General features: G+C 63.0%; 11 protein-coding genes. 8 read left to right on the top strand and 3 right to left on the bottom strand.

Features of this window, described 5'->3' with window-relative positions; all coding sequences use genetic code 11:
* The first annotated feature begins 34 nt into the window (after positions 1-34).
* Both menD and JX292_RS01220 read left to right on the top strand, forming a co-directional pair.
* Positions 35-1,927 carry a 2-succinyl-5-enolpyruvyl-6-hydroxy-3-cyclohexene-1-carboxylic-acid synthase gene (menD, locus tag JX292_RS01225; RefSeq protein ID WP_204860551.1) on the top strand — a complete coding sequence of 631 codons (1,893 nt, stop codon included), beginning with the start codon at positions 35-37 and terminating at the stop codon, positions 1,925-1,927.
* A gap of 225 nt (positions 1,928-2,152) precedes the next feature.
* Complete coding sequence (locus tag JX292_RS01220; RefSeq protein ID WP_204860549.1) at positions 2,153-3,172, top strand: glycosyltransferase; 1,020 nt, start codon at positions 2,153-2,155, stop codon at positions 3,170-3,172.
* Between the two features lie 152 nt (positions 3,173-3,324).
* Here the strand turns inward: JX292_RS01220 and JX292_RS01215 are convergent, their stop codons facing one another.
* The gene (locus JX292_RS01215; protein ID WP_204860547.1) at positions 3,325-4,233 is read right to left on the bottom strand and encodes an MBL fold metallo-hydrolase; all 909 of its coding nucleotides are present in this window, start codon (positions 4,231-4,233) and stop codon (positions 3,325-3,327) included.
* Positions 4,234-4,413: 180 nt separating this feature from the next.
* Here JX292_RS01215 and gluQRS point away from each other — a divergent pair, with 180 nt between their 5' ends.
* The 6 genes from gluQRS to JX292_RS01185 all read left to right on the top strand — a co-directional run bounded on the left by gluQRS (position 4,414) and on the right by JX292_RS01185 (position 11,415).
* Positions 4,414-5,424, top strand: a complete 1,011-nt coding sequence (gluQRS, locus tag JX292_RS01210) for a tRNA glutamyl-Q(34) synthetase GluQRS (protein WP_204860546.1) — start codon at positions 4,414-4,416, stop codon at positions 5,422-5,424.
* Between the two features lie 419 nt (positions 5,425-5,843).
* The gene (putP, locus tag JX292_RS01205) at positions 5,844-7,331 is read left to right on the top strand and encodes a sodium/proline symporter PutP (protein WP_204860545.1); all 1,488 of its coding nucleotides are present in this window, start codon (positions 5,844-5,846) and stop codon (positions 7,329-7,331) included.
* A 118-nt stretch (positions 7,332-7,449) separates the two neighbouring features.
* Positions 7,450-8,403 carry a 1,4-dihydroxy-2-naphthoyl-CoA synthase gene (locus JX292_RS01200; RefSeq protein WP_204860544.1) on the top strand — a complete coding sequence of 318 codons (954 nt, stop codon included), beginning with the start codon at positions 7,450-7,452 and terminating at the stop codon, positions 8,401-8,403.
* A 148-nt stretch (positions 8,404-8,551) separates the two neighbouring features.
* Complete coding sequence (locus JX292_RS01195; RefSeq protein WP_204860543.1) at positions 8,552-9,862, top strand: AMP-binding protein; 1,311 nt, start codon at positions 8,552-8,554, stop codon at positions 9,860-9,862.
* 91 nt (positions 9,863-9,953) lie between these two features.
* Positions 9,954-10,868 (top strand): 1,4-dihydroxy-2-naphthoate polyprenyltransferase, encoded by a 915-nt coding sequence (locus JX292_RS01190; RefSeq protein WP_204860542.1) that lies wholly within the window; start codon positions 9,954-9,956, stop codon positions 10,866-10,868.
* 124 nt (positions 10,869-10,992) lie between these two features.
* Positions 10,993-11,415 (top strand): PLD nuclease N-terminal domain-containing protein, encoded by a 423-nt coding sequence (locus tag JX292_RS01185; RefSeq protein WP_204860541.1) that lies wholly within the window; start codon positions 10,993-10,995, stop codon positions 11,413-11,415.
* Positions 11,416-11,511: 96 nt separating this feature from the next.
* Here JX292_RS01185 and JX292_RS01180 read toward each other — a convergent pair whose 3' ends face one another.
* Positions 11,512-12,201 carry a histidine phosphatase family protein gene (locus tag JX292_RS01180; RefSeq protein WP_204860540.1) on the bottom strand — a complete coding sequence of 230 codons (690 nt, stop codon included), beginning with the start codon at positions 12,199-12,201 and terminating at the stop codon, positions 11,512-11,514.
* A gap of 130 nt (positions 12,202-12,331) precedes the next feature.
* Positions 12,332-12,430, bottom strand: coding sequence for a 30S ribosomal protein bS22 (locus JX292_RS01175; RefSeq protein ID WP_005504750.1), 99 nt, complete (start codon positions 12,428-12,430; stop codon positions 12,332-12,334).
* Between the last annotated feature and the right edge of the window lie 6 nt (positions 12,431-12,436).

Below are 12,436 nucleotides of genomic sequence, written 5' to 3'. Positions count from 1 at the left end.
CGACCCAATCAAGGCGCGGCATTAGAATGGTACGGTGACTAAACACCGCTCCATCCCCGCCATGCTGACCGCAATTTCTGTACTCGACTCACTGATTCGCGCAGGAATGCGGCATATTGTCGTGTCCCCCGGTTCGCGCAGCGCGCCCCTGGCCTACGCCATCGCCGCAGCCGCCGAAGCCGGAGCACTCATCGCCCACGTGCGAGTGGACGAGCGGACCGCCGCCTTCACGGCTCTCGGCATCGCCAAAGCCTCAGGCCGCCCGGTAGGTCTTGTATGCACCTCCGGTACCGCCTTAGGCGAGTACATGCCCGCCGTCATGGAGGCCTACCACGCCGGCGTACCCCTCGCAATCATGAGTGCAGACCGCCCCGAACGTCTGCGGGGAAGCGGCGTCAACCAGACCACCCACCAGGCCGGATTCTTCTCCCCCTTTGTGCGCGCCGAAGCCGACCTAACCGCGTATCCTGAACATGAAGAAGGCGAGCAGACCCTCGCCTTCGCCACTTGCCTTAACGCACTGACCGGCCGAGCCGCCGAAAACTGGACCCGCCCCTCAACCGAGCCAATCGGCCCGGTTCACCTGAACCTCTGCTTCGACACGCCGCTCACCCCTTCGGGACAGTTCGCACACGCCCTACCGCAATGGGCCCAAAGCCTGCTCGAGGACTACGACTCGCAGGAGGAAGCTCGTCTACGCGCTGACCGCGCCGAAGGATCGGGACTTTCTGCCGCGGAAAGGGAATGGCTCCTGAGCTCGCTCAGCCGCGAATCCCAAACCATTGAAGCGGAGGCCCCCACACCTTCCACCACCGTGCGAACCGTCGTGATGGCCGCCGACGGGGCCGGAGAATTTGCAGCCGAGTTCGCGCGCGTGCTGAACCTGCCGCTGTTGGCCGAGCCTTCCTCCGAGGCACGCCACGGCGCAACCGCTATTCCTCACTACCCGCAGCTACTCTCCGCGGAGGATTTCGAGCCTGCCGCACGCATTGAACGTGTGGTGCTCTTCGGCCACCCGACCCTTTCACGCCCTGTAACCGCCCTACTGGCCGATGAGAGCATACCCTGTGCCTACTATGCGCCGCGCCGCGCCAGCTGGTACGAGCCCAGAGCGCGTTCCTTCATCGAGATCTCCGCCCCGCAACAACTCGCCGAGTTCGCACGCGGTGTCGAAGACGCCCCGACCGAAGGCGCCGAATCCACCGAAGAAGAAACCGGCGAAACCGCTGACTCCTGGGTGCAACAGTGGATGCGCGCCGGCCAACAATTGCAACAGGCCGCCCTACGCGAAATTGAGGCCTACGAGCACCGCGCGGACGGCGCTTCGGGCAATAGCCCAGAGGATGAAAAACGCTACCACGACTACCGCAACCGCACCGCCGGACGCTCCTACGCCCGCCGCGTCTGGCGGGAGGCCGTGGAGCAGAAGCGACTCCTCGTGCTGGGTTCGTCAAACCTGGTCCGTGACCTGGATGCGGCAGCCCCTGCCCTGGGCGAACCCGCCCCCGCGCGCGTCTTCGCCAATCGCGGTCTGGCCGGAATCGACGGCACTACGGCAACCGCCATCGGTGTTTCCCTCTCCGGCTACTACCCTGCCGGAACGGACTCCGAGAGCCGCCCCGTCGTCGGCGGCTCCGCCCTGCCGGTGACTCTGCTCTGCGGCGACCTGACTTTCCAACACGACATTGCATCGCTCAACCTCCCGAGCACCGAATTGTTGCCCGACCTGCGCATCGAGGTCTTCGATGACGCCGGCGGCGGCATCTTCACGACCCTGGAGCACGGGGAGCTGGCCCGCGACGAGCAATTCGCCGCCGCCGTGAACCGTTTCTTCACGGTCGCGGCCGCCCCGAACATCAACCTGGCACGTATGGCCGCCGGGTTCGGCACCGAATCGGGTATCGAGGTGCGTATTCACACACCCTAGCGAGCGAGGTTAAGCCTCGGAGAAGTACGGGCTGCGGATATACTGAAAGCTGCATGCGCCCCGCTCCGGGTTCACTCAGCAGACACCCGGCTTCGGGGCCTCCGTAAGGGGTTTTCCCGCTTAGATATCTATCATCCGTCCGTTCCGGGGGCGTCCCGCCCGTATCACCATTTGTGACGAGCGTTGCGCACATTTTCCCCGGCCGGATTTCTCTCAAGGAATTTCATGAGCTCACTCGATATTATTGTTGCCGTTCCCTCCGGCGCCGGCTGGGTGCCAGTGCACGCCATGGCGGAGCTACTGGCCCGCTACACCGGCGGCACCGTCCACACCGTCGACGTGGGGGCTTCTCTGTCCAAAGAAACGAAGCTTCTAGCTCGCCTACCGCGTCTCAAGGGCGGTTCTCGCCGCTGCGTGGTCATCGCTTCTGACCCCGGCCAGCTCTACGCTATCGCACAACGTTCCTTTGCGTTCCACCGCTACGGTGCCATCTACGGCTGGGTCATTGACAGCTTCTGGGACGACCGTATTCCCGCCATTGCGAAGTCCTCGGCCTACGACCGCATCTTCGTGGCCGATGCCGACGACGTTCAGCCGTGGACCGCGGCCGGTGTCAAGACCCCCGGTGTGCTTCCCTGGGGTGCGGACGTGTGGAGCTCCTTCTCGGAGCGTCTGGCGGCTCTGCCGTCTAAGAACACCGATTTATTGCGTGTGGGCCGACAGCCCGCCGCCTACGAGGATGATGAGGCGACCGCTCGCCTGGCCGAGGAGCTGGGTCTGAGCTTCGAGGGTCGCCCGCCCTTTGGCGCTACCGACCGCGAGTCGGCCCAGCACCTGCAGGATTCGCTGAACCGCGCGAAGTTCCTGCTGGCCTTCTCCACCTCGGTGAGCCCCGCCCCCTACACCCACCCCACGAAGGAGTACATCACCGGCCGCTGGACCGATGCTCTGGCCTCCGGCGTCACCGTGGTGGGCAAGGTTCCGAACACGACCACCGTACGTGAGATTCTCTGGGATGGTGCGACCATCGACATCGATTACGCGGATGCTCGCGCGGGCCTCACGCAGGTTGCCGGGGCCGTCTCACGCTGGACCCCCGAGCAGGGTGAGCGTCAGATTCGTCATGCCCTGCAACACCTGGATTGGCGCCACCGCTTCGTGGAGCTCTGCGGCGCAATGGGCGAAGTTCCCGCTGCGCTGAAGACCGACTGCGAGGCCATGCGCGCGGAGTATGCAACAGCGTAGACACCCCCTAGCGCACGGCTGATATATAACGCAGGTGCGGGCCGGTTTCTTCTTAGAAACTGGCCCGCACCTGTATTTATGCTGTATTGACTATATTGAATATGACGAGGATTGTGGCGCTCAGCATCCCTGCGCATTGTTGGATACAGAGCTTAGAACATAGCCTTACCCAGCGTAATCGGGCCGGTAAAGCCGCTCGTGTCCGGGTGTTCAGCGTCGAAGCTCTCAGAGTCGGGGGCGTGCTCGAGCTGAGCCAATCGATCCAGCAGGAAGCGGGTAGCACCCGGCGCATAGGGCAGATGGTACATTGCGGCGGTGGTCGCCTCGTCCTCACGGTCCAGAGTCGAGTCACGAATGGATTTGATGGCACTAATCATGGTGTTGCGTTCGCGCTCCACGAAGGTGCGGTCCACGGGTTCACCGTTACCGGGCACGAACACACGGTATCGGTCAAACTCCAGCACGGCGCTCAGGGTATCAATCCAGCGGTCGGGGAAGGAATCCTCAAAGTAGGGGTCAGTGCCCTCTTCAATAAGGCCTCCCATGAAAAGCACGTCCTCAACGCCGACCATGATGTCGCCGTCCGTATGACCCGGCCCCATGTACATGAGGGTTGCGCTACGCTCACCCAGGTCAATGGGGGTGAAGGTGATGCCATCACCGCTATTAGCAACCAGTCGGTTGGGCACGACGATATCGGTGGCTGCACCCTGGTGGTGCGCCATCTCGGGTTCGAGAGTCTCAACGTAGGCTCGCTGCGCCCCGCCGTACTTGCGAATGGCACGAGCGGCACGGGGATGAGCCCAGAAGTCTTCGACCCCCATAGCCGCAAAGACGTCGTTACCAAAGAAACGTTCGTAGTGGGCGTGGGTGTTCACTACGGTAATCGGAAGTCGGGTGAGGCGGCGAACCTCATCATAAATTTCGGTGGCCTGACGGGGACCGGCGCCGGTGTCTACGACCAGTGCCCGTTCCAGTCCAAGAACCAGTCCGGTATTGAGTCGGTAGTTATCCGTTGCGATGCGATACACACCGTCGGCAAGTTCAATTGTACGAGCCATAGATATAACCCTACTGGAATTTTTGAACGATGATGTGCTATTACCACTCCAAGAGAGTAAGAATTCCCTTTTTTGGAAAAGGAGATTGGGCACATTTTGAGCGGTTTGCGGGTGCTGAAGCCCGGGCTACCCGTTCCCATTCGGCCTTCAGCCGCGATGCTTTCCGCGTAGGATGGAACCATGATTTCTCCAGCACACAGCCCCTCGAATACCGTTCCCGGTACGGTCTTTCCCAGCGGCACGGGACGTTATGCTCCTTCTCCCTCGGGTGACCTGCATCTGGGTAATTTGCGCACCGCAATTCTGGCGTGGGCGATGGCTCGCCGCGGCGGCAAGCCCTTCTATATGCGCGTTGAGGATTTGGATCGTGTGCGGCCCGGGGCCGCGGAACGTCAGCTGGCTGATCTGCGAGCCATAGGTCTGGATTGGGACCCCAGCCCTGGCAGTAAGGCAGCGCATGATGAGAATAAGGAGGCGGGCGTCCTCTACCAGAGCACCCGCCTTGCGGCCTACGAGCGGGCGGTTCAACATCTGCGCGAGGCGGGCCTCGTCTACGAGTGTTACTGCACCCGCCGTGAGATTCAGGAGGCCTCGAGCGCACCACACGGCGCACCGGGTGCCTACCCGGGCACCTGCCGTAACCTGAGCAAGGCGCAGCGCGAGGAACGCCGCGCTCAGCGTCCGCCGGCTCTGCGTCTGCGGGCTGAACGTACGAGCTACACGGTGCTGGATGATTTCTACGGCCCTTACACCGGGCTGGTGGACGACTTTGTACTGGTGCGCAACGACGGCACCTACGCCTACAACCTGACCTCTGTGGTGGACGATGCCTTCGTGGGGGTCGAGCAGATTGTGCGCGGCGATGATCTGTTGCCTTCCGCACCTCGCCAGGCGTATCTGGCAAACCTGTTGGGCCTGCAGCAGACACGCTACGCGCACGTTCCCCTGGCGCTCAACGAGGAGGGTAAGCGTCTGGCCAAGCGTGACGGTGCGGTGACCCTGCCGCAGCTTCAGGAGGCGGGAGTAACCATCCCCGAGGTGCTCGGTTGGATTGCTGCCTCTATTCCGGTGTTGGATGGGCAGGGCCGCCCGCACGATGCGCAGGCTCCGGTGCCGGATGCCTTGGCGATTCTGGAGCGCTTTGATCCGGCTCTTATGTCGCGTGAGCCCTGGGTCGTACGTCATCTTTGAGCCTTCAGGACACGTAACGCGAGCTTTTCTGCTCCGCAACCCACTCTACGGGCGACGCGTTAGACGACACACCGTCAAGGTTTTTAAACTTTTCGTTTTCTTCGTTTGTCTCGAATATGCCGATGCGTGTTTGCGTTGCCTTTGTGCAGGTAAGTTCATGACACGATGCCCGAAAACCCCTCATTACCCGGGTTCTCGGGCATTTTTTCACACAGAATCCCACCGCCTCCCATGCATTCGATACTCCGCATTATTCTATACGTGTATATTTATTCGTTTACCGCATAACTAAATTTTGGAATAACGGTTTTATTTTCCGCCCCAAAGATTCTAGAATGTATCCCAGACCACTTATAAAGTTATGGGGTAGCGTATAAATACACACAGACGCTCACTATCACCAGGAGAGAAGGAAGATTATGGCCGCGAGTACCTACCAAATCATCGCGCTGGCGATATATTTTGTCGCTATGATTGCGATCGGCCTATGGGCCAATAGCAAGAACAACAGCCTCGACGACTACGTGCTGGGTGGGCGACAGCTCTCCCCCACCGTCGCCGCTCTCTCGGCTGGCGCCTCCGACATGTCCGGCTGGCTCCTCATGGGCCTGCCCGGTGCCGTCTACCTCAGCGGCCTCTCCCAGGCATGGCTTGCCGTTGGCCTGACCATCGGCGCGTGGTGCAACTGGAAGTTCGTGGCACCGCGACTGCGTAGCTACACCGAGGTTTCCGGTGACTCCGTGACCGTTCCGGTCTTCCTCAGCAACCGCCTGAAGGACACCAAGCGCGTGCTGCGTATCGTCTCGGGTATCGTGATTCTGGTCTTCTTCACCTTCTACGTCTCCTCGGGTATGGTTTCGGGCGGCCGCTTCTTCGAGTCCTCCTTCGGTCAGGAGTACCACACCGGTATGCTCCTGCTGGCGGGTATCACCGTGTTCTACACGCTCTTCGGCGGCTTCATGGGCGCCTCCTACACCGACATGGTGCAGGGCCTGCTCATGCTCGCAGCGCTCATTGCCGTTCCGGTTATCACCATCATTGATCTGGGCGGTATCGGCCCGGTCGTTGAGTCCATCAGCCAGGTACGCCCCGAGGCCCTGAGCATCTTTGCGGGCACCACCTTCGCCGGCATTATCTCCTCGCTCGCCTGGGGCCTGGGCTACTTCGGCCAGCCGCACATCATCGTGCGTTTCATGGCGATGCGCACCCCCGCCGACGCTAAGTCCGGCCGCCGCATCGGCATCAGCTGGATGGTTCTGACCGTGGTCGGCGCGCTGAGCGGCGCATTCATGGGTATCGCGTACTTTGCACGCCACCCCAACACCTCCCTCACCAACCCCGAGACTGCAGAGTCCGTGTTCTTGGACCTCTCGCAGATTCTCTTCCACCCCTTCATCGCCGGTCTGATTCTGGCGGCGGTGCTGGCGGCTATTATGTCCACCCTTTCCTCGCAGCTGGTCGTGTGCTCCTCGGCTCTCGTGGAGGACCTCTACGGCGTGTTCTCCTCCAAGAAGCTCAGCGCCGCTAAGTCCCTGTGGCTCGGCCGCTTCGGCGTGGCCATCGTGGCGCTTATTGCTGGTGCTCTCGCGTGGAATCCCAACAGCTCGATTCTGCAGCTGGTTGCCTTCGCATGGGCTGGTTTCGGTTCGGCCTTCGGCCCGACCGTTCTGCTCTCGCTCTACTGGCGTAAGCTGACCACGCAGGGCGCGCTGGCCTCCATGATTACCGGTGCTGTAGTCGCCTTCGCGTGGGGTCAGAGCCCCATGAAGTCCGTACTCTACGAAATGGTTCCGGGCTTCTTCTCGGCACTGCTCGTCGCCATCCTGGTTTCGCTTGTGACCTACAAGCAGAACGACGCTATTGACGAAGAGTTCGACCGCGCAGTGGAGCTCGTCAAGACCAAGTAAGAGTTCCTCTCCCATCCTCAAAGGCCCGGGCCGTACACACGCGGTCCGGGCCTTCATCTATGCCCGGCAAATCCGTTCCACACCCTCGACCATGCCCAAGCGCCGTAAAATAGGGTCTATGACTGCACAACTTCCCGAAAAGGTCTCGGACATCTTCAACCCCGCCGACTGGCGCGTCGTTGAGGGCTTCGAGGACTTCACCGACATCACCTACCACCGCCAGGTTGAGCGCGACGAAAACGGTGAGATCGTACGCGATCTGCCCACCGTGCGCATCGCCTTCGACCGCCCCGAGGTCCGCAACGCATTCCGCCCGCACACCGTGGACGAACTCTACCGCGCCCTCGACCACGCCCGTATGACCTCCAACGTAGGCACCGTGCTACTCACCGGCAACGGCCCCTCCCCCAAGGACGGCGGCTGGGCCTTCTGCTCCGGCGGCGACCAGCGCATCCGCGGCCGCGACGGCTACCACTACGCCAGCGGCGAGACCGCCGAAAGCATCGACCCGGCTCGCGCGGGCCGACTGCACATCCTGGAGGTGCAGCGCCTCATCCGCACCATGCCCAAGGTCGTTATCGCCCTCGTCTCCGGCTGGGCAGCGGGCGGTGGCCACTCCCTGCATGTGGTGGCCGACCTGACCATCGCCTCCGAAGAGTACGGCAAGTTCAAGCAGACCGATGCGACCGTCGGCTCCTTCGACGCGGGCTATGGTTCGGCGCTGCTCGCCCGCCAGGTGGGTCAGAAGTTCGCCCGCGAAATCTTCTTCCTGGCAAAGGAATACGACGCCCAGCGCATGTACGAAATGGGCGCGGTCAACGACGTGGTTCCCCACGCCGAGCTGGAGAACAAGGGCCTGGAGTACGCGGCGCACATCGCCCGCCAGTCCCCGCAGGCAATCCGCATGCTCAAGTACGCCTTCAACCTGCCCGACGACGGCATGCTCGGCCAGCAGGTCTTCGCCGGCGAGGCAACCCGCATGGCCTACATGACCGACGAGGCCGTGGAGGGCCGTGATGCATTCTTGCAGAAGCGTGACCCCGACTGGTCCAACTACCCCTACTACTTCTAAGTAGTTTCAGAAACACAGGCCCGGAGCCGGATTCAACCCTGAGAACCTCAGCCAAGAATCCGGCTCCGACGCGTTGTTGCTACTCAGGCGCATAATGCCTCCCCTCCCCCGATACACAGCCGCTCACAACAGCCGCTAAGGACTTTCCATGATTTACACCCCCGTACCCGGGCTCATCCCCCTATCCGCCCCCGGGGAGGACGCTCTGCACCCTCACGCGGTGCGCTTGCGGGCCGATCGCCCCGCCGACCCGCGGGCCCTCCTGGACTCCTTCGGGCGAATCTTCACGGGGAACGATCAGGATTCCATCGCCCTGCTCGTGGGTACCTCCGGCTCCACCGGAACCCCCAAGCACACCGCGTTGACCGCGCGAGCTCTTGCCGCCAGTGCGGCAGCCACCGAGCGCTTCTTCGACTCAAACTCCGATGCGGCCTCGCAGTGGCTCCTGGCTCTACCCGCGCATTACGTTGCGGGCGCCCAGGTTCTGGCCCGCTCTGTGCTCACCGGGACTGTGCCGGTCATCGCGCGTTCCGTGACCGAGCCGGTGCATTTCACCCCCGAGGTCTTCCTGCAGGCGGTCGAGCAGCTGAGTTCCGCCCGTCGCTTTGTTTCGCTCGTACCCACCCAGCTGCATAAGCTTCTCGAGACGGCGCGGAACGAGCCGCGCACGGGCAAAGAAATTCACGCCGCGCTCCGTTCATTTACCGGGATTCTGCTCGGAGGTGCCCCCGCCAGCGCCGATCTGCTCGCCGCCGCCCGAAAGCTGGGCCTCAACGTTGTGACCACCTACGGTAGCGCCGAGACCGCCGGCGGGTGCGTCTACTCCGGCTCCGTGCTACCCGGCGTGCGGGTGGAACTCGTCCCGGAAGAGGGCATGCCGAGCGTGCCGGATATTGAGGAGAAGCCTGCACAGGTTGGTCGCATCTGGATTAGCGGCGCGCACCTGGCGCAGGGTTACCTGGACGACCCCGGCCGCACCGCCGAGCACTTCTTCACCGCCGCCGATGGCACCCGCTGGTACCGCACCGACGACTACGGGCTACTTAGCGCTCATGCCCCCGGCGAGCCGTGCCTCCTGCGTGTGCTGGGGCGTAGCGACGACATCATCATCACCGGCGGCGTCAAAATTTCGGCTCGCGCGGTAGCCGAGGTTCTTGAGAGCCACCCCGCCGTACGTGAGGCCCTCGTGTGCGGTCTGCCGGATGCGCGCTGGGGCTCCACCGTGGCGGCCGCCCTCACGCTCGTGCCCCCGGCTACCGGTGCGGCTGGGGCCCCCGCCGAGAACGTAGAGCTGCGCGAGGCCCTGCGGGGTCTCTGCGTCGAACGCCTGGGCGCGGCGGCGGCGCCCAAACTGTTGAGCATCCTGCCCGACTTCCCGCTCACCAGCACCGGCAAGCCGGACCGCCGCGAAATATACAGTATCCTGGACAGGGACTATCGGGAGGCCCCACGCGGCTAGTATTCGCGCCGCGGCTCTGCCTCACGGCACCGTCCCGCACCTCCCGCTGTCCCGCTCACCGCAAACGCATCAAACCCTGGAAGGAACCCCCGTGGCCACTGCCGCTCAATGGATTGAAGGCGCGCGCCTGCGCACCCTGCCGCTTGCCGTCGCCCCCATTATTGCCGGCTCGGCTGCTGCCTACGAGATTGGCGAATTCAAGCCGCTTTACGCCTTTCTGGCCTTCCTAGTTGCGTTTTTCCTGCAGGTGGGCGTGAACTACGCCAACGACTACTCCGACGGCATTAAGGGCACCGACGAAGACCGCGTGGGGCCCCTGCGCCTGGTCGGTTCCGGTGTGGCGAGCCCCCGTTCGGTCAAGTACGCCGCCTTCACCTGCTTCGGCCTCGCAATGCTTGCAGGCCTTGGGTTGATAGCTCTAGCGAACCAGTGGTGGTTCCTAGCGATTGGCGCCTCGAGCGTCTTTGCAGCCTGGGGTTACACGGGCGGTAAGCACCCCTACGGCTACATGGGCCTGGGCGACGTGTTCGTCTTCGTCTACTTTGGTCTGGTTGCCACCCTGGGTACCCTCTACACGCAGGCCCACACACTGACCCTGCTGGGCTGGGTGGGCGCTATCGGCGTTGGCCTCATTTCCTGCGCGCTGCTCATGGCGAATAACGTGCGCGATATCCCCACCGATATTGAGGCCGGCAAGCTGACCCTCGCGGTGCGCCTGGGCGAGCGCTGGTCGCGCGTTGCCTACATCGCGGAGATGGCCCTTGCGCTGCTCCTGACCGTCCTGCTGCTCGATCAGAATCCCTGGTTCATGCTGGTCTTCGTGCTCGTGGGCCCGACCGTTCACTCCTGCATGACCGTGTGGATGCGTGGCGGCCGCGAGCTGATTCCCGTGCTGAAGCAGGCGGGCATCGTGGCGCTCGTGTACTCGGTGCTCCTGGCGTTGGCCGTGTGGCTGGGTTCGCTGGACATCATCAGCCACGAGATTCAGGTGTTTACCGGCTACTAAGCCACCAAAACTCATCCGAGGTTTTGCCGCGTAGTTTTGCCGTTTCGGTACCACACGGCGGCGGTGAATCAGTCCTGAGCTAACCCGCTTTTGGCGGCGGCACGCGATATGTCATAGTGGTTCTATGATTCGAGCCATGCTGATTATTGGCGGCGGCGCCCTCATCGTGGGGCTGACCCTCTACACCCTCTTGGACGCCGTCCGCACCCCCACACACGAGGCGCGCACCCTGCCCAAGTGGCTGTGGGTTCTCGTCACCCTGTTCTTCCCCGTGATCGGTCCCGTGCTGTGGTTGCTACTAGGCCGCCCCAAGCGAGAGCGCGGCACTCGGGGCTCAATTTCCCGACCCGGTACGGCTCGGCGAGGCAACACCCCCTCGATGGCTTCCCCCGACGACGACGAGGCCTACCTGCGCTGGCTCAAGGCGAAGGCCGAACGCGAACGTGCCAGCCGCGATGCGGAACGCAGGTCTCGAGAAGCCGGCGCCGACGGGCACGAAGCCCCCGCCTCCGAAGACGAACGGCCCGAAGACGGCCCGAGCCGATAAGCCCGGTGTCCTTAATCTTTAACGCAGGCTGCGGGGCGCATCCCTCAACGGATGCGCCCCGCAGCCTGAACTATACCCGCGAAAAACGCGCGCGACTTAGCTTCCGGGAAGCTGAATAACGCCGCCGTACAGCGGTGCGGCAGGCTCAGCGTAGCCCACGAAGCGCGGCATCTCGTGCTCGAAGTCCACGGTGCTGAACGCGAGGGTCGTAATCGAGGCAAGGTTACACTCGCGGGAACGCGGGTCGTGCTGCAACAGGCGGCCCTCCACGCCCAGGCGGGTAATCCAGATCGGCAGCTGGTGCGAGACGATGATCGCCTCCGCACCCTCGCCGCCGGTTTTGTAGGCGCGACGAGCGGCGTCCTGAACGGCCGCGGCCATGCGGCGTACCTGCTCCAGGTAGGACTCACCCCAGGAGGGACGAGCCGGGTTGTAGAGCTTCGTCCAGTGGCGCGGGTTGCGCAGAAGCTCCTGCGCGTTCACGTGCAGGCCCTCAAAGTAGTTATCGGCCTCGATGACGCGTTCGTCGGGCTGGGCGGTCAGCCCCAGCAGCTCCTCGACGGGTGCGGCCGACTCGCGGGTGCGCTGCAGGGGTGAGCAGACCAGGTGCACGAAGCGGGCGCCGTCTTCGGCGCGTGCCGCGAACTCCTCGGCGCTCAGACGCACCATCTGCCGGCCCTTCTCGGACAGGCGGTAACCGGGAAGGCGGCCGTACACGATGCGTTCAGGGTTGTGCACCTCACCGTGGCGCATGAGATGAACTTTAACGGTGTGAGTTTCAGTCATGGTTCCAGTCTCTCAGATAGCGGCCCCCGCCCCAAACATGGAGAACGCGAAAACCCTATAGAAAAATAAAAACTGCAGGAACGCGAAAGCCCCGCTCCTCTCGCAAGAGGGCGGGGCTGAAGAAGTCTATTTACTTCTTGTTGCGGCGCTGGTGGCGGGTCTTACGAAGCAGCTTGCGGTGCTTCTTCTTGGACATACGCTTGCGGCGCTTCTTGATAACGGAACCCATAGGATT

Origin of the sequence: Rothia mucilaginosa (assembly GCF_901875305.1) — a bacterium.
GTDB lineage: Bacteria > Actinomycetota > Actinomycetes > Actinomycetales > Micrococcaceae > Rothia.
The sequence above is the reverse complement of the archived record's forward strand: the minus strand, read 5'-3'. Positions and strand labels throughout refer to the sequence as shown.

Coding starts and splice junctions, on each gene's coding strand:
- JX292_RS01220 (WP_204860549.1), top strand. CDS start 2,153: ATGAGCTCACTCGATATTATTGTTGCCGTTCCCTCCGGCGCCGGCTGG.
- JX292_RS01215 (WP_204860547.1), bottom strand. CDS start 4,233: ATGGCTCGTACAATTGAACTTGCCGACGGTGTGTATCGCATCGCAACG.
- gluQRS (WP_204860546.1), top strand. CDS start 4,414: ATGATTTCTCCAGCACACAGCCCCTCGAATACCGTTCCCGGTACGGTC.
- putP (WP_204860545.1), top strand. CDS start 5,844: ATGGCCGCGAGTACCTACCAAATCATCGCGCTGGCGATATATTTTGTC.
- JX292_RS01200 (WP_204860544.1), top strand. CDS start 7,450: ATGACTGCACAACTTCCCGAAAAGGTCTCGGACATCTTCAACCCCGCC.
- JX292_RS01195 (WP_204860543.1), top strand. CDS start 8,552: ATGATTTACACCCCCGTACCCGGGCTCATCCCCCTATCCGCCCCCGGG.
- JX292_RS01185 (WP_204860541.1), top strand. CDS start 10,993: ATGATTCGAGCCATGCTGATTATTGGCGGCGGCGCCCTCATCGTGGGG.
- JX292_RS01180 (WP_204860540.1), bottom strand. CDS start 12,201: ATGACTGAAACTCACACCGTTAAAGTTCATCTCATGCGCCACGGTGAG.
- JX292_RS01175 (WP_005504750.1), bottom strand. CDS start 12,430: ATGGGTTCCGTTATCAAGAAGCGCCGCAAGCGTATGTCCAAGAAGAAG.